Source organism: Botrimarina hoheduenensis (assembly GCF_007859815.1).
In the GTDB taxonomy this organism is placed as follows: domain Bacteria; phylum Planctomycetota; class Planctomycetia; order Pirellulales; family Lacipirellulaceae; genus Botrimarina; species Botrimarina hoheduenensis.
This window is the reverse complement of record NZ_SJPH01000002.1, coordinates 561611-587900: the sequence shown is the minus strand read 5'-3', so window position 1 is coordinate 587900 and position 26290 is coordinate 561611. Positions and strand designations below refer to the sequence as shown.

The following is a 26290-nucleotide window of genomic DNA, read 5'->3' as shown; positions in this document are numbered from 1 at the left end:
CCGTGAAATGTTCAACGCACCCTCTTTGCCTACGTCTCTGCGGCTTACGACACGGGCTGGTGCGGTATTAGTCATTGCCTCCATAGGTGCCTGGACCCTTGTCGCCAACGCCTACGCGGCTGATGAACATCGATCGGCCGCCTCCTCGGTAGTGCTAGCCAACGGATTCAAGATCGGCGAAGCCAGAGAAGATACGGCAATCGTCTGGACACGTACCACAAACGATCGGGCTGAGGGACTACCCGGCGAAGTGCGGATCGTTTGGTGGCACGAGCAGGAAGAAGCCAACCTGCAAGAAACCGCTTGGCTAGCCACCGATCGCGAGCACGACTACACAATCCAGCACAGGTTAACGAGCCTCCGAGCGGGATCATCGTACGGCTTACGGGTATTGAGCCGCCCAATACCCGTCGCCGGAGCTGCTTCACCCCAGGAATCCTGCCAGATCGAGGGCATGTTCCGAACCCCGCCGCCGACGGACGTGCCCGCTGGGGCCACTATGGTTGTATCGACCTGCCAGGACTATCCGCGCCGCGACGATCCGCTACGTGGGCATCTAATCTACGAGTCTATGCTTTCCGCAGGCCGTAACGGTGGCAAGCCCGACTTCTTTGTTCACGCAGGTGATATTCTCTACTACGACCGTCCGAGCCCCTTTGCTCACAATGTAGCTACGGCGCGCTTCAAGTGGAATCGAATGTACGCGCTGCCCTTGCAACGCAGCTTTCATGAACAGGTCACTAGCTACTTCATGAAAGATGATCACGATCTGCTGAAGGACGACTGCTGGCCAGGTCAGACCTACCAAGACCTAACCTGGGATGAGGGCTTAGCGGTCTACCGCGAGCAGGTCCCTGCCGCAACGCCGCCTTATCGGACCGTTAGATGGGGTGCCGATCTGGAAGTCTGGCTGCTTGAAGGACGTGAGTTCCGCTCCCCCAACACGATGCCGGATGGGCCACAGAAAACGATTCTGGGTGCCGAACAACTCACTTGGCTTGAAAAGACAACAGCTGCATCGAACGCAACTTTCAAGATCGTACTCAGCGCGACCCCTATCATTGGTCCCGATCGCCTTGATAAGAACGACAACCACGCTAACGCCGGCTTCTCTCACGAAGGAAAACACCTCCGCACTCTCCTCGCCGCTCGCAAGAATTTGTTCATAGTCTGTGGAGATCGCCACTGGCAGTATACGAGCATTGATCCGGCCACCGGCCTGAGAGAGTATGCTTGTGGGCCTGCAAGCGACAGTCATGCTGGAGGGTTCAGCGCGGACCAACGAGATCCCGACAAACACCGCTTCCTGCGGATTGCCGGAGGCTTCTTATCGGTAAGCGTTGATCGGCCTAACAACGATCCCTTGCTTCGCTTCACGCATCATGCGGTCGATGGCACGCCCGTCTCGACGGAAAAATGGGGATTTCGTCCGTAGCTAGCAGATTTCTCCATCTCATTGCGTACGCATAATCGCGATTTTCTTGTGTAGCTTATGCGGGTCTACGCCAAACTTCCCGATCGGCTCGTGCTGCGCGGCAAGCCGGGCGGGTTCGCCGCGCTGCTCGCCATGGCCGCCATCGGTGGCACCATCACCCTGTGCGCTGGGGTATTTCTCGGGCTGCTGGCGAGCGAAGCCCGGGGCATCCCTTGGGGGATCGTGCCGGTGGGGATCGGGCTGCTGATCGGCGTGGCGCTGCTCGTCGCGGCGGTGATCACGCTGGCGATCGGCCGCGTCTCGTTAACGCTCGACCGCCCGACCCAGACCGGCGTGTACGAGGTCGTCTCGCCAATCATCTGGGCAGGTCGGCCGTTTGAGCTGCGTTTCGATCAGATCGCCGCTCTGGAGATCGAAACGCACCAGGAGCATCACCCCACCGGGGATCGTGGTACCGACGCCACGGTCCAGGTCCACCGCCTGCGGCTGCTCTTGGAGCACCCCCGCCGGGTGATCTTGCTGGACGAAACCCAAAACGGCCACGTCGAGCGGCTCCAGCGGCTGGGGGCCGTCATGGCCGATTGGTTGGGGATTGCCGCTCCGCGTGCCAGCGATCCCCCGCCGCGACGTTAGCGGCGTAGCCCCCCACCACGTACCCGGCTCGCGGCCGGGTGGTCTAACGGGCTCGAATCGGCGATCCTATCGCGATTGCCGACCTTCCTCCCCCGCCCTCCAGCCGGGCCCCCGCGCCGACGATGCCTACCACCTCCAAGACCGACCTGGCCACGCTCCCCTCGGCCTACGACCACCACGCCGCCCAAGCCAAGTGGTACCCGTTTTGGGAAGAGAAGGGCTACTTCCACGCCGATCCCGCGCCGGTGCTCAAGGGCGACAAGAAGCCTTATTCGGTCGTCATCCCCCCGCCGAACGTGACGGGTGCCCTGCACCTGGGGCACGCGCTGAACAACACGCTGCAAGACATTCTCTGCCGACGCAAGCGGATGGAGGGGTACGAGGTTCTGTGGATGCCGGGCACGGACCATGCGGGCATCGCGACGCAAGCCGTGGTTGAACGGCGGCTGCTGCAGGAAGAAAAGCTCAGCCGCCACGACCTGGGACGCGAAGGGCTCATCGATCGCATCTGGCAATGGAAAGAACAGTACGAGAAGCGCATCACCGGCCAGCTCAAACAACTGGGCTGTAGCTGCGACTGGCAGCGGCAACGGTTCACGCTCGACGACCAATGCGCCCGCGCCGTGCGCGAGACCTTCTTCAAGCTGTTTAGCGACGGCAAGGTGTACCGCGGCAAGCGCCTTGTGAACTGGGACACATTCCTCCAGACCGCCGTCAGCGACGACGAGGTGTTCCACGAAGAGGTAAAGGGGCATTTTTGGAGCTTCCACTACCCTGTAGTGGACCCGAAGGCGGGCGAGCCGACGCACGTCACCATCGCCACCACGCGGCCCGAGACCATGCTCGGCGACACCGCCGTGGCGGTCCATCCTGACCCGGCCGGTCAGCTCGACAAGGTCGAAGCCGAACTCAAAGAAAAACTCGCCGCCGCGCCGGCAAAGGAACGCCCGCCAATCGTCGCGCAGATTGAAGCGCTCGCCGAGCGCCGTAAGACACACCTGCCGAAGCTCTTACAGCTCCGCGATATGGCGAAGCGCGGCGTGCAGTTAACGCTGCCCCTCGCGGAGCGAACCCTCCCGCTCATCGCCGACGAGTGGGCCAAACCCGAACTCGGCTCGGGCTGCGTGAAGATCACCCCCGCGCACGACGCGAACGACTACGAGGTGTATCAGCGGAATGAGTCGATCGGCACCATCAACATCATGCAGCCCGACGGCAAGCTGAATGACAGCGTGCCGGAGAAGTACCGCGGCCTCACGATGCCGCAAGCCCGCAAGGCGGTCATCGCGGATCTCACCGAGGCGGGTTTCCACGATCCCGAGAGCGACGTTGAAGATCGCCTGATCGACCTGGCCCACAGCGATCGCAGCAAAACGCCCATCGAGCCGTATCTGGCGGACCAGTGGTTCGTGAAGATGGACGTGCTGGCGCAGTCAGCCATGGACGCCGTCACTTCGGGCGACGTCAGCATCGTCCCCGAGCGCTACGGCAAGAGCTATCTCGACTGGCTCGGCGAGAAGCGTGACTGGCCGGTGGGCCGACAGTTGTGGTGGGGACACCGGATTCCGGTTTGGCGAAAAGACGGCGCGAAGAGTGTCTGTCTTCTCGACGATAGCGAAGCGCAAAAAGTAGAGAAGGACGGATTTACTCATGACGAGGAAGTCCTCGACACCTGGTTCAGCTCCGCGCTGTGGCCGTTTAGCACCATGGGCTGGCCGGACCAGACCGACCTGCTGAAAGCGTTCTACCCGACCAGCGTGCTCGTCACGTCACGCGACATCATCACGCTGTGGGTCGCGCGGATGGTGCTCATGGGCAAGTACCTGCTCGACGAAATCCCCTTCCCCGAAGTCTACATCCATCCGAAGATCCTCGACGGCTTCGGCGAGACGATGTCGAAGTCGAAGGGCAACGGCGTCGACCCGCTCGACGTCATCGACCAGTTCGGTGCCGATGCGCTGAGGTTCGGCATCGCCTACCTGACGACCGAGACGCAAGACGTCCGCCTGCCGGTCGAGTTCGTCTGCCCCCACTGCCAAGGGACGATCAACCAAACCAAGCAGAACCGCGTACAGCCGCGCATCGTCTGTTCGCACTGCGACAAGCCGTTCAGCACCCAATGGGCCGAGAAGGACGAGGACCTCGCCCTGCCACGCGGGCCGGTCACGAGCGAACGCTTTGAGCTGGGCCGCAACTTCTGCAACAAGCTGTGGAACGCCAGCCGGTTTGCCTTGGGCAATTTGCAAGACTACAAGCCGCGCGCGATCGGTCCCGACGAGCTGCGGATCGAAGACCGCTGGCTGCTCAGCCGGCTGGCGACGGTTACTGGCGAAGTTTCCACTTCGCTGGACGAATACCGCTTCGCCGACGCAGCCCGGGCGCTGTACGACTTTGCGTGGAATGAGTTCTGCAGCTTCTATCTGGAAATGACCAAAGCCCGCTTCGCCCAAGCCGGACCCGATAAACAGGTTGCCCAAGCGGTGCTCGCCGACGCGCTCGATACGTTGCTGCGGCTCTTGCATCCGATGGCCCCCTTCCTGACCGAAGAGGTTTGGCAGCTGCTGGCCGAGGTCGCGCCGCTGCGCGGCCTGACCGCAGCCGTGGAAGGCACCGAGTCGATCTGCGTGGCTCCCTGGCCCGTGAGCGACGCCGCCGCAATCGATCCCACCATCGAAGAGCAGTTCGCCAAGTTCCAGGCGGTGCTCGGCGCGGTGCGTGAAGTGCGACAGGGGCTTGGTATCCCAAGTAAAGAAAGCCTGAACTTCGCAGTCGATTGCGACGAAGAAACGGAAAATCTCATCAAACCGATGCAACCTTATTTCACACAAATGGCCAAGGCCAACGCTGTGGAATTAGGGCCTGATTCTGCTCTAAGCGAGTTTTCTTCGATCAAGTCCATCTCGGGATTTAACACCCCCATAACAGTACATGTTGGTGTGAAGGCGTTTATCAAGATTGAAGCGGAGAAGGCCCGCCTCGCTAAGGAACAAGCAAACCTCACCAAGTTTACCGGCGCGCTACGCGGCAAGCTGGGCAACGAGAAGTTCGTCGCGAACGCCCCGGCAGAGGTGGTCGAGGGCGAGAAGGCCAAGCTGGCCGAGGCCGAAACGCAGCTCGCGGCGGTCGCGGCGGCCCTGGCCAAGCTCGGCTGATCTCTCCCCCAAGCGCGGCTGATCCGCCACCGCAGAGCGCCCCCCGTAGCGCGATGCTTCCGTGACAACCGTCTCGCGCGTGTCGCACCGACGTGTCGCGTCAGGCGGCGCTGAAGGATTACGACCTGTATCGCAAACCAGACGCTACGGCCCTTTGAATCGCGATCTGGGGGCTTTCGGAGGACTTTAACGCTCCTGCACGGGCTTCTCCGCTGAGCGCAAGAGCACCCCGCTGGGGTTTGTGACAGAGTTCACAAAGTCGCCGCGGCGGCCGGGCGATTCGCTTGTGAATCGATTCACAAGCTCGGCCGAAAAGGGGCTCGAATCGCCGCGCATAATTCGGAGCCTCGCAGCCCGCTCGCTATACTCGGACCCGGTTGCTCGCTTTTCGGTTGCGAAGCTTCACACGCTTCAGCTGCTGGAATGCCGATGGCTTTTCGCTCATCGGCGGAGCGGTATGGCGCGCCCTGAGCCACTTTCCCGGCGAAGGACGCGTCGCCTCTTTTCTCTTTCTTGTGCCTTTCTGGAGAACCGCCCATGCACACGGTCCTGGCCCGCGACTTCATGGTGACGAAGCTCGTCACGCTCCGTCCCGAGATGGACGTTCATCAGGCGATCGAGCTGCTGCTCCGCCGCCGTATCTCCGGGGCACCGGTCGTCGATCCGGACTACAAGTATCTGGGAATCTTCTCGGAAAGGTGCAGCATGCAGGTCATGCTCGACTCGGCGTACGAGCAGCTGCCGTCTAGCGATGTGGGCGCTTTCATGGACCGCGAAGCCCTCACAATCACGCCCGAGACACAACTACTCTCGATCGCGCAAGCCTTCCTGCTGACGAGCTACCGGCGTTTGCCCGTAATTGATGACGAGGGCCTGCTGCTCGGTCAGATCAGCCGTCGCGATGTCATCCGTGCCGCCATGAAAGAGATGCAAACGCCCCCCACGCGTCAGCGTTCCTTATTGTATCTCAGCGCTTTGATGGCGCGTGAAGACGCACCGATCTCCTAGCGCACACGGAGCCCGCTCGAGCGTTCCGTTGGCGACTCCAACCTCACTGGCCAGCTTGGGCGGCACTCGCATATTGCGGGTACCGGCCGGGCTGGCCGTGATCGTTTATCATGCCGGACAGAACCGCTTTCGGGCATCTCTTGCCGTGGCAGGCCGCCTGAAAGGGAGAACCCGTCCCGCGAACAGGTTAGTCCGTTCAGCAAACAACTCTTTAGATTGCCGGGCCAACACGCACACGGGTGACACAGCCGCGCCCGTCTCTACGGGGCTGAGATTAAGCGACTCTGCATAGCGACTCTGCCTAAAACAGGCCGCAGAAAGAGCAAGAGCCGCACGCCTCTTCCAAGGCGTACGGCTCTTTGCGGGTCCAAACGAAGCTTAGTCTTGTGCTCTTTGGAGTAAACTCTGTGGAGCAAAATCTGTCGCAGCTTGCGACTCAGCGGCTTAGCGGCGGCGTCCGAGTGCCAGGGGGGCAGCCAGAGCGGCCAGCAAAGCCGTTGCCGGCTCAGGAACGACAGCGCCTTCGATCTCACCGGTGCCCGAGGCACGGAAGGTCAACAGGTCTACACCGTTGTTGGTTTGCGAGGCCAAGATCGCCGAGAAAGAGAAGCTGATGGGATCGCCCATCATCAAGCCACCGGGAAGGGACTGTCCGGTGACATTCGCCACGGCACCGCCGAAGGCAAAGCGAGCGAAGCCGGCGTTCAGGTAGGTGATGGTCGCCGAATCCAGCGCGACGGTTAGGAAGTTACCGGCCGGAAGGTTGACCGTGACGGAACCACCGGGGGCGCTCATGACCGTGTCGCCACCGACCGCGATGTTGAAGACACCGGGGATGAGTAGTTCAGCAGAAACCGCCGTAGAAAAAGGCGATCCGGCAACCGGTGATCCGTCCACATCGACGGTGACCACTCCGAGAGGGTCGGCACCAGCATTATTGGCATCGGTGATGTTCGTGCCATCGTAAAGAACGTCGAGCCCGGTGAACTGGAGCTCGATCGTAGCGGCCTGTGCTAACGAGGCCGACAAAAGACATACCGCTGCTACACCTGAGAGCGTAGCGATGAACGACTTCATTGGAACTTTCCTCCTCGCGATGACGCGAACTAACTCAGTAGTGGACAGGACAAGATGTATCAGCGCGAATCATGCGCGTTCCGATCGCAAGCCTTCCTCTGGCTGCGAGCAGTAACTGTTTATTCCATCCAGTAGTACAGTCGCAACCCGACAGGGTGTCAACAGAATTCCGCAGAAAGCTGACAGAATAACCCCTGGTTGCGGCAGACCGCCTGTTTTAACTCTTGCGGCGGCGGGCAAGGGCTAGCGGAACAGCGAGCCCGCCTTGGGAAGCTGCTGTCCCAGCTTCTCGAATGACAGGCTGCCACGCCCCGAACCGGCCGCGAGCACGGCCGAGCTGAGCGACTTCAGGTCGCCACCCGAGCCCTCAACGGCACCCGAAACGGCCTCTTGCAAAGGCCTCAAGGCCGCATCAAAGCGGGCAAGTCGCTCGGCCAGATCTTCGCTGGAAGCGGCCAGCAGTCGCTCGCGCTCTTGGGAAATCACCCCTTCTGCGGCTCCCCGCAACGACTCGGCGAGGCCGGTTCCCAGGCTGGACCAAACGGTCACCTTGGGGGTGTTCAGCGTGCCTGCCAGATCCACACGCGTGGCGGCCCGATTCAATCGACCCAGCCGGCCCGCCGCGGCTTCAGCAAGCCTTGCTGAGAAGGCACTGGCGTTCGGGCCCAGGGCGGGCTCGATCTGCAACTGTTCTTGCACGAGCTGCATCTGGCCCGACAAGGCCTCGCCTTCGGTTTGCAGGCTCACCGTCAGGTTGCCGACCGAAGGATCGGTCCGCAGGGCCAGACCGGCCGCGGGACCCAGTTCGAGCCGCGGGACCGTGAAATTGGGGCAGTCGATGTGGATCGTCTCGCTGGGGACCGGTGTCGAGCGGTCGATCGTGGCACGCACTTCGAGCTTGGCACCGCCGGTCGTGCTCAGCACCAGCCGCATCGGCTCGCCGTGCAGGCTGGGCTCGGTGGTCAGACCCGTTAGCACGCCGGTCATCTCGACGGGGCGGCCAGCAAGCGTCGCCGAACCTTCGATGTCCAAGGCGCGGATCAGCAGATTGGGGCGCTGTTGGAGACCAAGAAACTGCACGTCGACGCCGCGGCTGGCGGGCGTGACGTTTCCAGTGGCTTTCGTGGAAGGGGTCATCCGCCGCACCCATCGCAACCACGAGATCGCCTCGGCGATCGGCTGCGTGACGGTGTCGCCCAAAAGCTGAGTCGTGAGCGAATTAGCATCCAATTGATCGGCCGCGAGCGACGCGCGGAGCCGGCTTTCATCGGCGCGGCGGGCCACGGCGATTTGCTGGCGGTCGGCCTCAATCTCTCGCGGCAAGGACGCCACGTCGGTCTGGAGCTGCTTCAAGCGGGCAGTCAGGGCCCGCAGCCGGCTGGGAGCCGCGGCGAGTTGATCGACGTACCGCAGCGGATTCTCGCGGGCCACGCGCAGCTCATCGCGGAAGCGGCGAGCCTCGTCGCGTAGGGCGTCGGCCTCGTCGCGAAGCGCTTGGTAACGCGCCGGCCAGCGCTCGGCAAGCTCGTCGGCCAAGCGCGGTGACTCGAACTCATCGATGGTGCTCTGCAAGCGCCCCTCGATGTCACCACCGAGCTTCTCCGCCCAAGCCGTGGCGGCGTTTTTGGCACCTTCGGTGATCCACGGCGCGAACGACGCGGTATCGGTCGTTTTGTCGCTGGGGTCGAGTGCTCCGCTGGTTTCTCGCGGCACACCGAACCGTGCGCCGCGAAGAACGGCGTGATCGACGATCGCCTTGCGACGCAGCAAGGAATTGCCATCGAAGTCCAGCTCCAGCCGATCGGCCTCCAGCAGGTTCTCCATCGGCCGACTTGGATTCGCCAGCTGCAGGCCCTCGATCGTGGCGCGGGCGTGGCGCAGCGATACCGCCACCTCACGCACTTCGACGCGGGCACCCACCGCGGCTTGGCCCCCCTGGATGATCGATTGACGCAGGGCGATTCCCGCCCCCACTTCAATCAGGATGTACAGCAGGAGCGCTCCAACCAACCGCGGAGCGACATAACCGATGCGGATGTAACGGTTCATATTCTCAGAGAGCTCCCCAACGGGAGGCAACGTCGGCACCCAGCAGGACGCGCGCGACGCGATATTTCATGACCCAACTAACCAGGCGCGGACGCACGCGGTCCAGCAACGAGCGGACCGCCAGGTAGAGCGGATAGGCGATATACAGGCCCACAAGCAAGGAGCCCATGGCGACTGAGTTGTGGAATCCCATCCACGGGCCCAGCGGCAGGTCGTAGAGCCAGGCGAACGAGGATTGCAGGCTGGGGGCGGCCAAGACCCGGAAACCGACCGCATGCAACAACGGATCGAGCCACGGCGTGAGCATCGCGAAGAATCCGGCCGAGGCCAGGCCAGCGGCTCGGTTGACGCGGAATGCCGCTAACGCGAAAGCAAAGATAGCGGCCAGCAACGTCGCCTTGGGCAATAGCCCCAGAATGGCACCCAGAACCACGCCGACAGCGATCTGGCGCGTCGAGTCGTGAGCCACCAGGGCCGCAACCGTTGCTCGCAACGGGGCAAAGTACCAGTCCGACATGGGGGGGCCTGCTCGTCCGGGAGTGTGGGCGAAGGCTCGCCGCTACGCGACAATCGCGTGCGCAGGGCGGCGCTTCTCGGAGAGCATCGGCCAGTGGGGCCGGTTAACTTGATTATTCCGTCCGCAACGATTTTTCGGGCGCCAGCGGTGACAGCATCGACAGGTCGCTAGCGGAGTGCACGCCTAGATCGACTCCGCAACCAACCAGGCCTCGTCGGCTGGGGTGAGCGTGACGCGATCCGTCGAAACGGCATCGAACGAAAAGCGGTCGAGAAAATCTTCGCGGCTCAGCGGTTGGGGCGGGCCGAAACCACACCAGGCTGCCAACAGGCCGAGCACTCGTTCGGGCCGTATACCCTGTTTTCGATAGTGGTCGATCCGGGTGTCGCCGTGGCGCTTTGCCAGTCGACGGCCGTCTTCACCAACCACGATCGGCAGGTGGGTGTAGGTGGGCGGCGTTCCGAGGCCCAACCGCTGGTAGAGAATCATTTGGCGCGCTGTGCTGGCAAGGAGATCGGCACCGCGGACGACTTGGGTCACCCCCTGGCAGGCGTCATCGACGACAACGGCAAGCTGATAACTGGGTTGCCCCCCTTTGGTCGCAATCAAGAAGTCTCCCACCTCACGTTGCGGGTTGAATGCTTGCGAGCCCAAGAACTGATCCGCGAAGGTGATCGTCGTGTCGGGCGTACGTAGCCGCCACGCGAGTGACGGGTCGTCGAGTTGCGCGGCGTCGGCTTGCTGCCCTGCGGGCGGGCGACAGGTACCGGGGTAGCGTAATTCGTGATCGCCGGCGTGGGGTGCCGAGAGGCTTGCGGCGAGGATCTGTGACCGCGTGCAGCGACACGGGTAAGCATGGCCCGCCTCGATCAGCGCAACCAACGCGTCGCGATAGGGCTGCGGGTGGGCGGACTGAAAACGGGGGCCCTCGTCCCAATCCAGTCCGAGCCAGCGGAGCAAGTCGATTGCCTCCTCGGCGGCACCGGGCTTGATTCGGGGCCCATCGAGGTCGTCGATCCGCAGCAGCACCCGCCACCCCCGTTGCCGCGCCAGGGCCCAGTTGACGAGAAACGTGCGGGCGTTTCCCAGGTGCAGGGCTCCGGTCGGCGAAGGGGCAAGGCGGGTGCGCATTACGCGAACTTAACGCCCTAAGGCCTCCGAGACGAAGCGGCACCCTTACGACGCGGGAGCAGGCGTTTGACGATCCGCCCTTGAATAGCCGATACTCGTCAGCCGCGGCGGCGGACGAGGGGCCCCTGCGACGGCGGCCTCGCGAACCTGGTCAGGGTGGAAACGCAGCAGCCATAAGCATGTGTCTCCGGGTGTGGGGGCCTCTCGTCCGCCGCCGCCCGATGTCCGCCTCTCGCGGCGGGATGTGTTTTTGCCGCGGCGGCCGAGCCCTCCCCCAGCTTGCCATGTCCGACGCACCGCAGGCTGATCCTCCGGTCAGGCCTCACGAGCCCGCGCCCCCGAAGCCCCCCGAGGCAAAAGGGGAGTACGTGGTGGTGGCGCGGCGTTATCGCCCGCAACTCTTCTCGGAGCTGATTGGCCAAGAGCACGTGGCCCGCGCGCTCGAGCAAGCAATCCGCTCGGGCCGCATCGGCCACGCCTACCTGTTCACCGGTGCCCGCGGCGTGGGGAAGACCTCGGCCGCGCGCATCCTTTCGAAAGCGCTCAACTGCGAGTCGGGCCCCACGCCCACCCCCTGCAACGCGTGCGACTCGTGCCAGCGCGTGGCCTCAGGCGACGACGTCGATGTCTTGGAAATCGACGGTGCCAGCAATCGGGGCATCGATGAGATCCGCCTGCTACGGCAGAACGCGGGCATCCGCCCAAGCCGCAGCCGGTTCAAGGTCTACATCATCGACGAAGTCCATATGCTCACCAAAGAAGCGTTCAATGCGCTTCTGAAGACGCTCGAGGAGCCTCCCGAGCACGTGAAGTTTGTCTTCGCCACGACCGAGCCTAACAAGATTCCGATCACGATCCTCTCGCGGTGTCAGCGATTCGACTTCGCCGGAGTCGAAGCTCCTGCGATCGGACAACGGCTGGCGCAGATAGCCCAGGCCGAGGGGGTGGCGATCGACGCTGAGGCGTTGCAGATCCTGTCGATCCGGGCCGCCGGTTCGATGCGTGACAGCCAGTCGCTATTGGAACAGCTACTGGCGGTAGCCGATCACCAGATTACCGCCGAGAATGTGTATGCGCTACTAGGAATCGCCCCCGCGGCACGGATTGCCGAGCTCGCCGAACGCCTCGCCGAGCGTGACGCCGCGTCCGGCTTAGCGGCGATCGATGCCGCGATCCACAACGGAGCCGACCCCGGCCAGCTTCTTGATCAGCTCGTTGGCTACTACCGCGACGCGATGGCCGCCGCGGTCGGATGTCCTGCGGAGCGCATGCTGCACGCCCTGCCCGCACAGTTCGAGCAGACGCAGTCGCTTGGCAAGCGGCTGGGTGTCAACACGCTGCTGGCGATTCTTCAGGTCTTGGATCACACGGCCGCACGGATGCGGGTAAGCGTTTACGAGCGAACGCTGCTGGACATGGCCGTTGTGCGGATCGCTGCAATGGATGACCTGGACGAACTCGCCCAAGCGGTCGCCGATCTAAAAGCGAACCCGGCCGCAGCGGTAGTCAGCGCGCCACCCGCCGCAAGCCGCGTCGCCCCTCCGGCAACCAATCCGCGTGCGAGCGGTTCCGGCGACATTGCAGCCCAGCCAACTCCCCAGCCGTCTCCTGCATCTTCGTCTCCAGCAGCGCCGCTGCCATCGCCGCCCCCATCAGCCTCCCCCCCAACGGCTGCGCCCGCCAGCGCTGGGTCGCGACCCGGCGCGAACGAACCGGAGAGCGCTGAAACCCAAGGTACGGCCACGGTCCCACCGACCGACGGCCTGGTGGCCCAGCTCGCCGCACAACTCGAACACGGGGCGGCCAAGCCTCAGGCCGTATCGCCGCGTCGCCCAAACCGACGGCAGCAACAAGCCGAGATCGCCGACCGGCCGTTTGTTCGTCGTGCGCTGGAGCTGTTCGACATCGAACCCGACAAGCTTAAGTACTTCCCACCCAAGGAGGGGGGGCCGTAGGCTTGTCGCTTGCACGGCAGGGTGTGCATGATGGGGAGCGTGCCAGGGCGATCGCTCCGCCCGCGCTCCGAGGCATTGGTTCCGTCAGTTCTCTTTTTACAACAGAAGACCATGCTCAAAGGACTCGGCAATCTGGCTAACCTCGGACAGATGATGCAGCAGGCGCAACAAGTGGGTGCCCGGATGAAGGAGCTGCAAGAACGGATGAAAGCCGAACGCGTCACTGGCACGGCCGGAGGCGGGATGGTGGAAGTCACCATGAGCGGATCGCAAGAGGTTCTCGCCGTGCGGCTGGATCCGGGACTCGTCGAACGGGGCGAGCGCGAGATGCTCGAGGATCTGCTCCCGGCGGCGATCAACGACGCCGCCCAAAAGGCGCGACAACGCCACGCCGAAGCCCTCCAAGAGATCACCGGCGGAATCGATCTGCCGGGACTAGGGGATATGATGGAGAAATTCACCGGCGGTACCGGCGCGTAGCGCGACCACCTGCTGGAAAAGGCTTTGGCCGCCGTCTGCCGCCGCCCAAACGGGCTTCTAGCGGCACCGGAACCCCCTAAGTGAGCTAGACTTACGGGGGCCGGTTGTTTGACCTTATCGATCGCCCAGCGGTATGTTACAGCGTGCTGCCCAGCGCTCTGCGTGAGCACCGGAAGCCACCACCAAGGCGTCGGACCGACGTCACCTTCCAACCAGTGATCGATCATGCGATTGTCCTTCGGACAGCAGATGCAGATGGCGCAAAAGCAAGTGCTTGCGCCGCGCATGATCCAATCGATGGAAATCTTGCAGCTGCCGATTCTCGCGCTGCAAGAACGAATCGAACAAGAGATGCAAGACAACCCGTGCCTTGAGCTCGTCGAGCCCGAGGGCGAGGAAGGCGCTCCGATTGAGTCGAACGACTCGTCGGACGACAGCGAGCGCGAGCTGATCGTTGAAGACGGTGACAACGCCAACTACGAAGACGACTTTGAGCGTCTCGTGAACATGGCGGAGAATCTGCCCGACGATTACGAGGAGCGGAGTCGGCCCTCGCAGGGGCAGATGGAGGCCGACGCCGATCGGGCCCACGATCAGATGGCCAACATGCTGGCTCGCCCCGAGTCGCTTGCGGACTATCTGCATCATCAGCTCAGTTGGTTTGACTTGAGCGACGAGCTGCGCCGGATGGCGGAGCGGATCATCTTTAGCCTCGACTCGAATGGCTACCTGAAGTCGCCGCTAGAAGAGCTGATCCCCCCTTCGCCGGTCGAACTCAACGGCGACGCCGCGAGCTATCGGCGTCAGCAGCTCGAGCTGGCCGAAGAGGCGTTGCAGATCGTGCAGCACCTCGACCCGCCCGGTGTCGGCGCTCGGTCGCTCAAAGAGTGCTTGTTGCTGCAACTGCGTGTAGGCAACCCGTTTGCAGATGAGATGCGTGTGCTGATCGAGGGGCACTTGCCCGACCTGGAGAATAATCGGCTGCCGCTGATCTCGAAGAAGACGGGCATGTCAATCGAAGACATCAACGAGCTGTGGGAAGAGATTCGGCTGCTCAAGCCGAAGCCCGGGGCCGACTTCGCCGCGTCGAGCGTGCCCACGGTTACCCCCGACGTTTATCTCGAGAAAGACGAAAACGACCGCTATGTGGTCCGTCTGGAAGACGGCGACACGCCGTCGCTGTACGTTTCGCCGTACTACCGCAACCTGCTGAAGCAAGCCGCCGGTGCCGACGAATCGACCCGCGACTACATCAAGCGCAAGGTCAACTCGGCCCAATGGTTGATCGAGGCGATCGAACAACGCCGCAGCACGCTGACGCGGGTCTCGCAGGCGATCGTCGATCACCAGACGCGGTTCCTCGATGACGGCCCCGAAGCGATCGAGCCGCTCAAGATGCAGCAGATCGCGGACAAGGTGGGCGTTCACGTCACCACGGTCAGCCGCGCGGTAGACGATAAGTGGGTGCAAACGCCGCGGGGCATCTTCCCGCTCAAACGGTTCTTTGTCGGTGGCACCACCAACTCCGAGGGAGAGGACGTCGCCTGGGACGTGGTGCGGATCAAGCTACAAGAGATCGTCGACAAAGAAGACAAGGCCAAGCCGCTCTCGGACGACGCGCTGGTAAAGGAGCTCGCCAAATCCGGCATCGATGTGGCCCGCCGCACGGTTACCAAGTACCGCAAAGCGATGGACATCCCCTCCAGCCGGCAACGCCGTGACTGGGCGGCCGACAAGGCTCCTTCTTAACGCGCCGGCGTGACGGCTTCTTCAGGCGACTGCGTGACGGGCGGCGGCTCAGGCCGACTTGTCGTCAGAACTCACGCTTTATCTAGTTTCTTGATGCGTGCGGTTAGCTCGGCGCGCCAAGCCTCGGCGAGCAGTGTGATCGCGGCGAGTTCCGCGGCGGCCGTGCGATCGGAGCGGCGATGATGCATCACCTCGTTCGCACGGGTTAGCGGCCACTCGGGTAAGGGTCGCTCCGCAAGCAAGATTGCCTCGCCGGGGTGCAGTGGCCCCTCGACCAGCACACGCACATACCAGCCCGTGTAGCCATTCTGTTGCACGCGGGCGGTCAGTTCTTTCTGGCACCAACGCCGAGCAATCTTCCAGCAGGGCTGGCGCGGCTGCGATACCTGCAGACGTACGCCGTCAATCTGCCAGACATCACCGAGGCACACATCGGCTTCGGTGAGGCCGGCGATGGTGAGATTCTCGCCGAAAGCGCCCGGACCAAACTCCTCGCCAAAGCCCAACTCTTCACGCCAGTACGGAAAATGATCGGCCGTGTAGACGCACATCGCCTTGTCGGGGCCCCCGTGGTATTTGGGGTCGGCGACGCTGTCTCCCTCAAGACCCAGCCGCCCAGCGTGAATCGGTCCGTTGACGGGCTGTTTATAGAAGGCGGTTGTCCAGGGTTGTTGGCTGGTGTCGCCCGCAACGGCGGTGAACTCGCGGGGTGTACCGACTTGGATCGATTCGAGCGTGGCCATGGCCCCCAGAGTATCCGACCAAGGTCGCGTTGGCTTGGCGGCTGCGCACAAAAAAACCGCACCGGGCACAAGGCCCGGTGCGGTGAGAGAGATCCGTCTATCCGCTAAGCGTTTAGCGACGACGCAGGCCAAGCGGGGCCAGCGCAACCAGAGCCAGCAGCGCGGTGGCGGGCTCGGGAACCTGTGTAACCGACAGGTCGTCCAAGTAAACCTGCTGATTCACCGGACCGCCAAAGCTTTGGATGGCGTAAACCGCGCGGGCGAAAACGGCCCCAGCGGGGGGCGTAGCGGTGTACGAAAACGGTGTGTAGGTCGTGCCCAGCACGGGGACGAGGTTCGGTGTACCGCCCAGCGCAGTTTCGGTAGCATCAAACCACTCGAAGCGAACTTCGCTGCCACCGCTTTCCAGCAAGCTGGCTCCGAAGCCCGAGAAAGTCACGTCTAAGCTGGGGTTTATCGCAACCTGTTGGAAGACGCCAGCAAAGCTGCTCGCAACTCCGTTGATGACCATCTCCAGATGCTGGGCACCGGAGAGCGGAAGGGTGTTCGTGTTACCGGCACCCGAGCCGGCACCGGCGCTGAAGGCTTCCCAGAAGCCGACGAACGGAGGGCCATCGTAGGTCACGGGGTCTTCAAAGCCAGGATTAACAAGCAGATTGTTCGCTGAGGCCATGCCGACTTGCAGAGTCACGGCAAAGGCCAACATCAGAACGGGGAGAGATCGTTTCATTGGGCGCCTACCATCAAAGAAGAATGGGGGGGAACAAGACTTCGCAGATCGACCACAGACGTCGCCGCAACACCACGAAGCAGAAAAGCTGTTTCAGAATAAACTTGAAGCAGGCGTCCGTCACCTTGTTTCTCTGTGAACTTGCCGATTTTTCAACTGAAACAGTTACCCCCAGCAGATGTTCTCTAAATAAAACTAGGCGTTAGCGCCTAGTAACGCCTTGGTGGCCATCGCGATATCCGCCTGCCCCATCAGCGACTCGCCGACGAGCATCGCGTCGATCCCCGCGGCTTGCAGGCGCTCGGCGTCAGCCCGCGTGCGGATGCCGCTCTCGGCCACAAACACCACCTCAGCGGGCAACTCGCGATGCATCTGTTCGCAGTGCCCCAGGTCGATCTGGAACGTGTGGAGGTTGCGATTATTCACCCCCACAAGCCGCGCGCCACAGGCAAGCACCGCGGCAAGATTGGTCGGCTCATAGAACTCCACTAAAGCGTCCATCCCCAGTTCCTTCGCCAAGCCATGCAGATCGGCAAGCTGTGTCGGGGATAAACACTCGGCGATCAACAGCACCGCGTCGGCCCCGGCTACGCGTGCCTCGATCACCTGGTGCTCGTCGATCAGAAAGTCCTTGCGCAGCACCGGCAGGTCAACGGCAGAGTGAATTGCCCGCAGATAGTCGAGGCTGCCCTGAAAGTGGGGCGCGTCGGTCAGCACACTCAGGCACGTGGCCCCCGCCGCGGCGTAGGCCCGGGCGATCGCCACAGGATCAAAGTCCGCGCGGATCACCCCCGCCGAGGGGCTCGCTTTTTTAACCTCGGCGATCAGTTTGATCGGTCCCCCGTCGCGGGGGCGCTGGGCGGCAAGCCCCTTGAAGAAACCGCGGGCCGGGGGAGCGTCTGCCACCTGTCGGCGGAGCTCGGCAAGTGGCACCGCGGCGCGTGCCACAGCAACCTCTTCCCGCTTCACAGCAACGATCTTGTCCAGGATGGTGGCCATAGGCTCCACGGCGCCAGCAAACTGCGAGGGCGACCTGCCGATCGCCATTCCGGGGGAATTCGTGTCGGCGTATCATCCGTGCTGCATCGCAGGGCCGCTAGCGCCCGGCTCATGGCGTTGTGCTCTGACAGCACCTCTGTACCACTCCACTACTTCCGACTCGCACTCGACTCGCACCACCTGATAGCAATGACAGCACCTGCAACCCGAACCGAACGCGACACCATGGGCGAGATGCAGGTGCCTGCCACGGCCCTGTACGGTGCCTCGACAGCCCGGGCAGTCGAAAACTTTCCGATCGCCAACCGGCCCCTAGCGCCTGCGGTGATCCACGCCTTTGGCCACCTCAAGGCGGCCTGTGCCCAAGCGAACCTCAACCTGGGCAAGCTGGATAATCGACTCGCCACCGCGATCCTCGCTGCCGCGGACGAAGTCGCCCAGGGCCAACACGACTCGCACTTTCCGGTCGACGTTTACCAAACGGGCTCCGGTACCAGCACCAACATGAACGCCAACGAGGTGATCGCCTCCTTAGCGAATGAAAAACTGGGCCTCGGGGCGACGACCAAGGCTGAGGGGGGCGTTCACCCGAACGATCACGTCAACATGGGGCAGTCGTCGAACGACACGTTCCCCACCGCCATGTGCATCGCCGCGGCTTGCGAGACCGCACGGCTGCAGGCGGCGCTCGATCGGCTTGAGGATGCGCTCGCCGCTAAAGCGCAGCAGTGGGACGGCATCGTCAAGATCGGCCGTACCCATTTGATGGACGCCACGCCGATCCGAGTCGGTCAGGTCTTCGCGGGCTACGCCTCGCAGATCGCCGGTGCGGGCCAGCACGCCGCGATGATTCGGATGGTGGTCAGCTCCAATCTGCCGATTGGCGGGACAGCGGTCGGCACCGGCATCAACGCGCATCCTGAGTTTGCAACGATTGTTGCCGATACGCTTACCGAGCGACTCGCCGGCATCGCGGTGAGCGACGATGACGACCAGGGCGGCTTTCTTGAAGCCGCCGAGCATACCGAGGCCCAAGCCGCAAAGGACGACTTTGTCGAATCACACGGTCTGCTCAAGACGATCGCGGTGTCGCTGTCGAAGATCGCGAACGATATCCGCCACCTGGGTAGCGGACCCCGCTGCGGCCTCGGCGAGCTAAATCTGCCGGCCATTCAGCCGGGCAGCTCGATCATGCCCGGAAAGGTCAATCCGGTCATCTGCGAGAGCGTCATGCAGGTGGCCTGTCGGGTCATCGGCAACGATGCGACGGTCACCATGGCCGGCATGGGGGGCGTCGGCAGCCTGTTTGAACTCAACGTCGCGATGCCGGTGATGATCGAGGCCTTTCTCGAATCGGTATCGCTGCTAACAAACGTTAGCCAGGTGTTCGTCGACAAACTGCTCGCTGGCCTGGAAGTCAACGAAGAACGCTGCGCGGAGCTGCTCGATGCTTCGCTGATGACCATCACGGCGTTGGCACCAGAAATCGGATACGAGAAGTGTGCCGCTCTGGCCAAGCAGGCTCACAAAGAAAACAAGACCATCAAGCAGCTCGTTGGCGAACTCGGCTTGATGGCTCCTGAACGGCTGGCAGAGCTGATGAACTACGACCGCATGACGCGGCCCGATGCGGTTGATTGAACCGCCCCCGCCCGCGCGGATCACGCCTTGCGGCGCACTCACGACTTCCCCTCTTTCTTAGCGAGCCACGGATGGACGCGACACGATGGATCGCCACGGCGGTGCTACTGATCGGCAGCGCTGTGCATGCCCAGCCCGAACCCACGCTGGCTCCGCCCGAACCCGAGCCCCGGGCAGACGACATCGCCGATCGGCTGGGGGGAGCGCTCCCCGCCGCGTTGCCCGCGTGGACGGTCCAACCGGCTCGGCGGTCTGAGACGCCAGCCCCCTTTACCCTGCGTGAACCCGCGCCGCTCACGGTGGCCGACACCGCGACGCCGCTCACCTTGCCGGAAGATGACATCGCAGCCCTGCTCGCAGGTCCGCGCGAGGTAACGCTAGCCGCTCACGACAGCGCCACCGCACCGCTCTCCGGGGAAACCCTCGCGACGGAGACCGATCATCAGCCGCTTACAATTGAACAACTCGAACGGGCCGCGAGCGGCGAGCCAACGCCCTATCGGCTCAATCGGCTGCTCACGCTGGCCGACCAAGCCGAGAACGGCATGCACGACGCCGATGAGCGACGACGGCTCGACCGGCTGCGGGCATGGGCCCGCCACTCACGCGGCCAGCTGCTCGCCAAGCAAGGGGATGCCCCGGGGGCCCTTGCCGACTTCCGCGCTGCGCTGTCGCTCGATCCCGCCGCGACCGAGGTCCGCCACAGCCTCGCGGTATCGCTCGCCGAGGCGCAGCGCTTGACTGAAGCGCTAGCCGAGTTCAACCAAGTTCTTACCAGCCAGCCCGAGTGGATCGAAGCCCGCCGCAATCGCGCCGCCGCTTACGTGCGGAACGGCAATCTGGCGGCCGCACTGGCCGACTGCAACGCCGCGGTTGCCGCAGGCCCGCCGCTCGGTGATGCACGCGATTTTCAAACGGTCGGGGCGTTGCGACTGCGGGCGGAAGTCTATCAGCGTCTGGACCGACCCGAGGATGCCCTAGCCGACCTGAACGACCTCCTCGGCGCACGTCCGGACGACGCCGAGGCGCTCGATCGACGTGCCGCACTTTACGCCGAGCGCGGCGAGTATCGGCTTGCTACACGAGACTACTTCGCGGCGCTGGAAGCCGATCCCCAACGAGCGGATGCCTATCGTGGGCTAGCGTGGCTGCTGGCTTGCCACCCGGATCGCACTCACCGCAATCCGCGCATGGCCTCTGAGTCGGCTCAGAGAGCCCGTCAGCTTCTTGGCGATACCGTCGAGACCCTTGAGGCGGCTGCGGTCGCCGCGGCAGCGGAGCAGCGCTATACGGACGCGACGCGCCTGCAGGTGCTAGCGATCAATACGGCAGCCCGATCTCGAACCGCCACAAGCCCCGGTGCCTCAGAGCGGCTCGCGGCCTTCCAACGCGGCTCGAACTGGCAGCTGCCGCGGGGGGTCTCGGTGCTGATGGATCGGCAGGTCACGCCCGCCGGCTACGAAGTAGAGAAGTAACCGTCTGGTCCCTAACGGGTGGGACCGTACAAAGGCACAAAAGCCGTCATAGCCTTCGCTGAGAAGGGCTGATCGAGCAAGGTCTTACGCCGGAAATCGCACTCCCAATCCGAGTAGCTCCCGCAGGCTGCCATTTTGGGAGTATTTCGTGGGACCGCCCACATTCGTGCAATTCTGCACGCTAAGGCCCCCAGGAGGGTCACTTATTCGTACTTAGCGACGACCAAACCAGCCGCGTAGAAGCGATAGCCGGCAGACGGTTTCGCGCAGCGGCAAATCCGCTGAGGTGACGGGCGCCGACGCGAGTTCAGCCAGGCTCGAACCCGCTGCGGCTGAGGCAACCTTGGCGATTTGCGAGCGGGGATTCTGACGCCTGTGACCAATCGGCTTCTGATATAGTGGGGTCCTCGCAGCGGGTGCTCGAGTGGGCGACCACCGGATTCGCGCGCACCCCCGAATATTGTGTGCCGCCATGAAACGCCGCTGGTTCCTGCCGACGTTGCTACTGGTGTCTCTGGCCGTTCCTTTCGTCGGCTCCGTGTCAGCCCAGCCGCTCGATCCGTTCGACTTCGCGTCGCTCGGCACGCTCAATCTATCGGTGGGCGACTACACGATCGACACCGACACGCTGACGATCTTCGACAACACGGCGCCCGGCGTGCCGCTCTTCACCGGTGTCGTCGATAACCAGAACGGGCAGGCCGACACGTTCGGCGGTGCCTGGGACCAGGTCGCCAACCCGGGCCAGCTCGGCATCCCCGAGATCGCCGTATTTGCGTTTGACGACATCGCCCTCCAGCCGACGGCCAACATCACGATCACCGGGACGCGGGCGATTGCTCTCCTGTCGCGCGGCGACGCAACCATCGGAACCGCACTTTCGGTCGATGGTTCCGACGGCGATCAGCTCAACACGATCGGACTCGGCGGGGCAGGCGGGGCAGGCGGCTTCGCCGGGGGCGGGCTCGTCGAGCCCGCGCCCTCTATCTTCGAAGGCCTCGCCGGCCACGGACCGGGAGGCGGAGCGGGCACGGGAGCGATTGCGGGAAGTTTCGAGTTCACCGGGCCGCCCGGCGCGGGCGCCTTCGGGGGCCACGGGTCCGCCGGGTCCGGCGGAGCGCCGGGGGGATCGGCGTACGGCGACCTGACCGACGTACTGCAAGGCGGAAGCGGAGGCGGCGGAGCCGGGAATGTCGGATTCGGGCGCACCGGTAGCGGGGGCGGGGGCGCCATCGAACTCTCCGCGAGCGGTATCCTCGACATCGACGCCGACATCACGGCCCGCGGCGGCGAGTTGTTTGGACCCGGTTCCGGGGGCGGTATCCGGCTCTCGGCCAGCCGCATTCGACTCGACGCATCGCTGCTGGCTCACGCCGGCTCGACTTCCAGCGGAGCGGGGACCGCCGGTGGAGGCCGGGTCTACCTCGCCGGACAGGTGGCCAACGACTTCATCTATACCGTCGGCCAACCCTCGGACGCGCTCGGACTGGCCGACTTCTCGACTATCAACGTGGCGTCGAGCAGCGGCAGTTCAGCGGAAACTGGTCCCGAGTTCTTCGGCGTGATCACGCTCAGCCCCGCCCTGACCATCGTCCCCAGCGCGCAGACCCTCGACCTGTCCAAGCCGATCGACGCAAGCAACCCCGCTGAATCGCTTAACTTGTTCCTCGTGCCCCTCAACGTGCAGGTCCAACGCAGCGGCACGATCGACATCGCCGAAGGCGTGGAGATCGCGCCGGCCCAAGAGATCACCCTCGCCGCCGCCGACGCGCGTGTTCTCAGCTCCACCATCGCAACCGCCATCCTATCCAACGATGGCTCGATCTCGGGCACGGGCCGCGTCGAAACCCTCTTCAACAACCGCGACGGCGGCGCCGTTAATGCCGTCAATGACACGCTCACGTTCACTCGCCACGCGTCAGCCGCCGGTGGGTCGGAGATCAACGCGATCAACTCGACGCTTGCTTTCGAGCAGGGCCTCAACCTCGCCGGCGATCTCAACCTCATCAACACCACCTTCGAGGGAGACCTCGTCAACAACGGCAGTGTCTCCCTCGCCGGCGTGAACACCTTCACGGGCGCCGTGTCGGGCACGGGTACGTTCACCGGCACCGGGACCGGCGCGTTCGCGGGCACGCTCGCTCCGGGTAACAGCCCCGGCCTCGTATCCTTTGAGGGCGATTTCGACCTCGGGCCAACCGGGACCCTCGAGATCGAGATCGCCGGCACGACGCCCGGCGCCGAGCACGATCGGGTCGAAGTCGGCGGTTTCGCGACGCTGGAAGGCGCGCTCGACGTGACGTTGCTCGACGGCTTCGTCCCCCAGCTCGGCGACAGCTTTGCGTTATTGTTCGCCAGTGGTGCGTTCGACGCGAGCTTCGCCGCGATCAACCTGCCCGACCTGTCGGCCTCGGGCCTCGCCTGGGAACTCAACCCGGGCGGGTCGACGCTCTTTCTCGAAGCCGTTCCGGCGCTCAACGGCGACTTCAACCTCGACGGCACGGTCGACGCAGCCGATTACACCGTCTGGCGTGACGGCCTCGGCACGATGTTCACGCCCGGCGAATACGACGTATGGTCAGCCAACTTTGGGGCGACCGCCCCGGCATCGTCGATATCGGTACCGGAACCGACCGCTGGCTTTCTGCTGATAATCGCTGTCACCGCAGGACAACAACGGCGACGGAACTGAAGGCGGTTGGACCAACACGTGCGAGTTGGAGCCTCGCAAAAGTCGCCGAGGTCTGATGGCAGCGAGGACACCGCTGTGAGTTTGCGGAGACGGCATCCGCCTCGGTGGTGATGTAACCAACGCGGCCATCAAGCGTCCGTAGCCGCCGCCGACCAGTTATACTGAGCCGGTCTACAGCGGCCCTCACTTACACCTGAGTGACTAGCCGAGCCCCTGAATCCCAAGTCTCGCCATGCAACGCCGCTTTTATGATCGGTACCTGTTACAGACAATCGCCTACCTTGCTGGCCTCCTCTTTAGCAGCCCCGCGTTCGCCCAACCGCTGGACCCGCTCGACTTTGCTTCGCTCGGCACACTCAATCTGCCGGCAGGCGACTACACGATCGATACCGACACACTGAAGATCTTCGATAACACCGCGCCCGGCGTGCCGCTGTTTACCGGGGTGGCTGATGACCAGAACGGACAGGCTGACTACTTCGACGGGGTCTGGGACCCGGTCGCCAATCCGGGCCAACTTGGGATCCCGGAGATTGCTGTGTTCACCTTCGACGGCATCGACCTTCAGCCATCGGCAAACATCAAAATCACCGGTCGGCGAGCGATCGCCCTGTTGTCGCATGGCGACGCGACGATCGCTACGCCGCTCTCGGTCGATGGAGACGATATCCCCGGCTTCGCCCCGACGACGCCAACTCCCGGCGGACGCGGTGGGCCGGGGGGCTTCGATGGTGGAGCATCGCTTGCTGCTCCCTCGCCTCCACCTCATCTGCCCGGAGAAGGACCTGGCGGTGGCTTAGAATATCCCGCGCCTACTGCCAACTTCGCGGACGATGGCGGAGCTGGCAGCTTTGGAGGGCGCGGCTCCGGCAGCAATCAACTTCAAATTGACCTCAGTGGGGCGACCTATGGCGACCTGACCACGGTGCTGCAGGGGGGCAGCGGCGGTGCGAACCTCACCACTTTTTTTGGTAATCAAGAAGGTGCCGGCGGTGGCGGAGCGATTGAAATCAACGCTCTTGGCGGATTGACGATCAACGCAGCCATCTCGGCACGCGGTGGGACTGGGGCTGGCAGTGCCGCTGCAAGCGGATCGGGCAGCGGCGGCGGCATCCGCTTAATTGGGAAAGAGGTCGCATTGAATGCCGACGTCAACGCCATCGGTGGAGGCTTTTCTAGTGCGTCAAACGGAGGGGGCGGACGGGTCTACGTTGAAGGCTTAATCGATCTCATGGGGCTAACGATCGGTGATCTGGGTGTCGCCGCGACCGCAGACATCGACGTAAAGAGCAACCACGCAAACCCTGATGGCACGCCGCTGGGCGGCAGGAGCCTTGCTAATTACGGCGTGATTACCCTCAGCCCGGAGACGACTCTTGTAAGCTACGGCGAAAGCGTCACCTTTGGGCAAATCGTTACCGCCGCTATCGCAACGGAAAACTACGAGATCGCGGTACGAGATACTCGCTTCCGATCAGGAGCAGTCGGCACGATCGAGGCGGCGGGGCACATCAACGGGGACAAGATCGAGTTGGCCGGCGAAACCGCGACGCTCACCGGCGTCGGCACGCTCACCAACAAGAGCCAAATCACCGGCACCGGACGCGTCGAAGTCCCCACGATCAACGCCACCGGCGGGACGATTAACACGACCGCCGACACGCTCACCTTCACGCAGTTGGTGACTAACACGGCGGGTGCCGAGATCAACGCGATCGGCAGTACGCTCTCGTTCGACGGCGGTCTCGACAGCCACGGCGAGATCAATCTCATCAACAGCACGGTGAACGGCGATATCGTGAACGATGGTGTCGCTTCACTTGCGGGGACGAACAACTTCACCGGCACCGTGTCAGGCAACGGCAGCTTCACCGGTACGGGCCTCGCGTCGTTCGCGGGGGCGCTGGCACCGGGCAACAGCCTTAGCACCATGAGCTTTGATGGCGATCTGGTTCTCGAACCGACCGCGACGCTCGAAATCGAGATCGCTAGCCCCAGCTCGCACGACCGGGTCGAAATCGGTGGCGTCGCGACGCTCGAAGGCGATCTGGAAGTCACGCTGATCGATGGCTTCACGCCGTCGGTCGGCGACATCTTCGACTTCCTCTTCGCCAGCGGAGGGGCCAATGGCGAGTTCGGCGGCGTGAGCCTCCCCAACCTGTTGGCGCAGGGCCTCGATTGGCAGCTCAACCCGGGCGGGGCGACCCTCTTCCTCGAAGTGGTCCCCGCCCTCGACGGTGACTTCAACGCTGACGGAATGGTCGATGCGGCAGATTACACGGTGTGGCGGGACGGCCTCGACACCACGTTCACGCCAAACGACTACGACGTGTGGGCGGGCAACTATGGAGCGACTGCGGCCACGTTTTCGAACGCGGTCCCCGAACCAACTGCGAGTCTCCTTTCGTTCGTCGCGATTAACACCGGCTGGCTATCGCGTCGCCGGGTTCCGATTCGCTAACGGCCGGATCTGCAAACCCACGAGTCGATCGGACTTGGTTGGCAAGCGGTGTGCTCGCGAGCCGATTCCGAAACTGCTGAGGGTGGACCAACACCGGCAACTTGGCGAACCACCGAATCCGCGTCGGTCAGCTCAACCTCAGCGACTTCTGACCGGCTCGGCCGGCCCGTTCGAGGGCCACTTGCGGGCAACCCTGCCGCATCGCCTAGGTGCAAAAGAGGCGTTTTCCTGGGTCAGTCGGCGGCCTCGCTCCATATCGCGAAATCGACCGTTTTTGGCGATAAGAATCCCTCGATGGAAGGCATGGACTAAGCCGTAAGGATGCTTATCCAAAAAGTCGGCTGAGCGGGTTTTTGTCGAACC

18 protein-coding genes and 1 other RNA gene are annotated in these 26290 nt (G+C 63.5%); 12 read left to right on the top strand and 7 right to left on the bottom strand.

The annotated features are described in order from the left end of the window. Positions 1-25 precede the first annotated feature (25 nt). From Pla111_RS06085 to Pla111_RS06070, 4 genes are all read left to right on the top strand, one after another. Positions 26-1435 (top strand): alkaline phosphatase D family protein, encoded by a 1410-nt coding sequence (locus Pla111_RS06085; protein WP_231930777.1) that lies wholly within the window; start codon positions 26-28, stop codon positions 1433-1435. Between the two features lie 57 nt (positions 1436-1492). Beyond that, positions 1493-2068 carry a hypothetical protein gene (locus Pla111_RS06080; RefSeq protein WP_146572372.1) on the top strand — a complete coding sequence of 192 codons (576 nt, stop codon included), beginning with the start codon at positions 1493-1495 and terminating at the stop codon, positions 2066-2068. A gap of 122 nt (positions 2069-2190) precedes the next feature. Next, on the top strand, positions 2191-5220 hold the full coding sequence (locus Pla111_RS06075) for a valine--tRNA ligase (RefSeq protein WP_146572370.1): 3030 nt from the start codon (positions 2191-2193) through the stop codon (positions 5218-5220). A 537-nt stretch (positions 5221-5757) separates the two neighbouring features. Beyond that, positions 5758-6228 (top strand): CBS domain-containing protein, encoded by a 471-nt coding sequence (locus tag Pla111_RS06070; protein ID WP_146572368.1) that lies wholly within the window; start codon positions 5758-5760, stop codon positions 6226-6228. A 444-nt stretch (positions 6229-6672) separates the two neighbouring features. On the opposite strand, the gene Pla111_RS06065 is transcribed toward Pla111_RS06070, so the two are convergent. The 4 genes from Pla111_RS06065 to gluQRS all read right to left on the bottom strand — a co-directional run bounded on the left by Pla111_RS06065 (position 6673) and on the right by gluQRS (position 11002). Continuing rightward, entirely contained in the window at positions 6673-7305 is a 633-nt protein-coding gene (locus Pla111_RS06065; RefSeq protein ID WP_146572366.1) for a hypothetical protein, read from the bottom strand. A gap of 243 nt (positions 7306-7548) precedes the next feature. Continuing rightward, a complete protein-coding gene (locus tag Pla111_RS06060) occupies positions 7549-9354 on the bottom strand; it encodes a TIGR03545 family protein (protein WP_146572364.1) in 1806 nt (601 codons plus the stop codon). Positions 9355-9358: 4 nt separating this feature from the next. Next, entirely contained in the window at positions 9359-9871 is a 513-nt protein-coding gene (locus Pla111_RS06055; RefSeq protein WP_146572362.1) for a TIGR03546 family protein, read from the bottom strand. A gap of 183 nt (positions 9872-10054) precedes the next feature. Further along, positions 10055-11002 (bottom strand): tRNA glutamyl-Q(34) synthetase GluQRS, encoded by a 948-nt coding sequence (gene gluQRS / locus Pla111_RS06050; protein WP_146572360.1) that lies wholly within the window; start codon positions 11000-11002, stop codon positions 10055-10057. Positions 11003-11117: 115 nt separating this feature from the next. Between gluQRS and ffs the strand changes: the two genes are divergently transcribed. From ffs to rpoN, 4 genes are all read left to right on the top strand, one after another. Beyond that, an RNA gene (gene ffs, locus Pla111_RS06045) (signal recognition particle sRNA small type) lies at positions 11118-11212 on the top strand. A gap of 74 nt (positions 11213-11286) precedes the next feature. Next, entirely contained in the window at positions 11287-12957 is a 1671-nt protein-coding gene (gene dnaX / locus Pla111_RS06040) for a DNA polymerase III subunit gamma/tau (RefSeq protein ID WP_146572358.1), read from the top strand. 111 nt (positions 12958-13068) lie between these two features. Then, complete coding sequence (locus Pla111_RS06035; RefSeq protein WP_197524803.1) at positions 13069-13437, top strand: YbaB/EbfC family nucleoid-associated protein; 369 nt, start codon at positions 13069-13071, stop codon at positions 13435-13437. 225 nt (positions 13438-13662) lie between these two features. Further along, positions 13663-15186 carry an RNA polymerase factor sigma-54 gene (gene rpoN, locus Pla111_RS06030; protein ID WP_146572356.1) on the top strand — a complete coding sequence of 508 codons (1524 nt, stop codon included), beginning with the start codon at positions 13663-13665 and terminating at the stop codon, positions 15184-15186. Between the two features lie 71 nt (positions 15187-15257). On the opposite strand, the gene Pla111_RS06025 is transcribed toward rpoN, so the two are convergent. From Pla111_RS06025 to trpC, 3 genes are all read right to left on the bottom strand, one after another. Beyond that, on the bottom strand, positions 15258-15929 hold the full coding sequence (locus Pla111_RS06025; protein WP_197524802.1) for an MOSC domain-containing protein: 672 nt from the start codon (positions 15927-15929) through the stop codon (positions 15258-15260). 112 nt (positions 15930-16041) lie between these two features. Continuing rightward, positions 16042-16659 carry a hypothetical protein gene (locus tag Pla111_RS06020; RefSeq protein ID WP_146572354.1) on the bottom strand — a complete coding sequence of 206 codons (618 nt, stop codon included), beginning with the start codon at positions 16657-16659 and terminating at the stop codon, positions 16042-16044. A 195-nt stretch (positions 16660-16854) separates the two neighbouring features. Further along, positions 16855-17658 (bottom strand): indole-3-glycerol phosphate synthase TrpC, encoded by an 804-nt coding sequence (gene trpC / locus Pla111_RS06015; RefSeq protein WP_146572352.1) that lies wholly within the window; start codon positions 17656-17658, stop codon positions 16855-16857. A gap of 189 nt (positions 17659-17847) precedes the next feature. On the opposite strand from trpC, the gene Pla111_RS06010 reads away from it, so the two are divergent. From Pla111_RS06010 to Pla111_RS05995, 4 genes are all read left to right on the top strand, one after another. Then, positions 17848-19299 (top strand): class II fumarate hydratase, encoded by a 1452-nt coding sequence (locus Pla111_RS06010; protein ID WP_146572350.1) that lies wholly within the window; start codon positions 17848-17850, stop codon positions 19297-19299. Positions 19300-19370: 71 nt separating this feature from the next. Next, positions 19371-20774, top strand: coding sequence for a tetratricopeptide repeat protein (locus Pla111_RS06005; RefSeq protein WP_146572348.1), 1404 nt, complete (start codon positions 19371-19373; stop codon positions 20772-20774). 472 nt (positions 20775-21246) lie between these two features. After that, positions 21247-23466 carry a hypothetical protein gene (locus tag Pla111_RS06000; protein ID WP_146572345.1) on the top strand — a complete coding sequence of 740 codons (2220 nt, stop codon included), beginning with the start codon at positions 21247-21249 and terminating at the stop codon, positions 23464-23466. 232 nt (positions 23467-23698) lie between these two features. After that, a complete protein-coding gene (locus Pla111_RS05995; protein ID WP_146572343.1) occupies positions 23699-25927 on the top strand; it encodes a hypothetical protein in 2229 nt (742 codons plus the stop codon). Positions 25928-26290 lie beyond the last annotated feature (363 nt).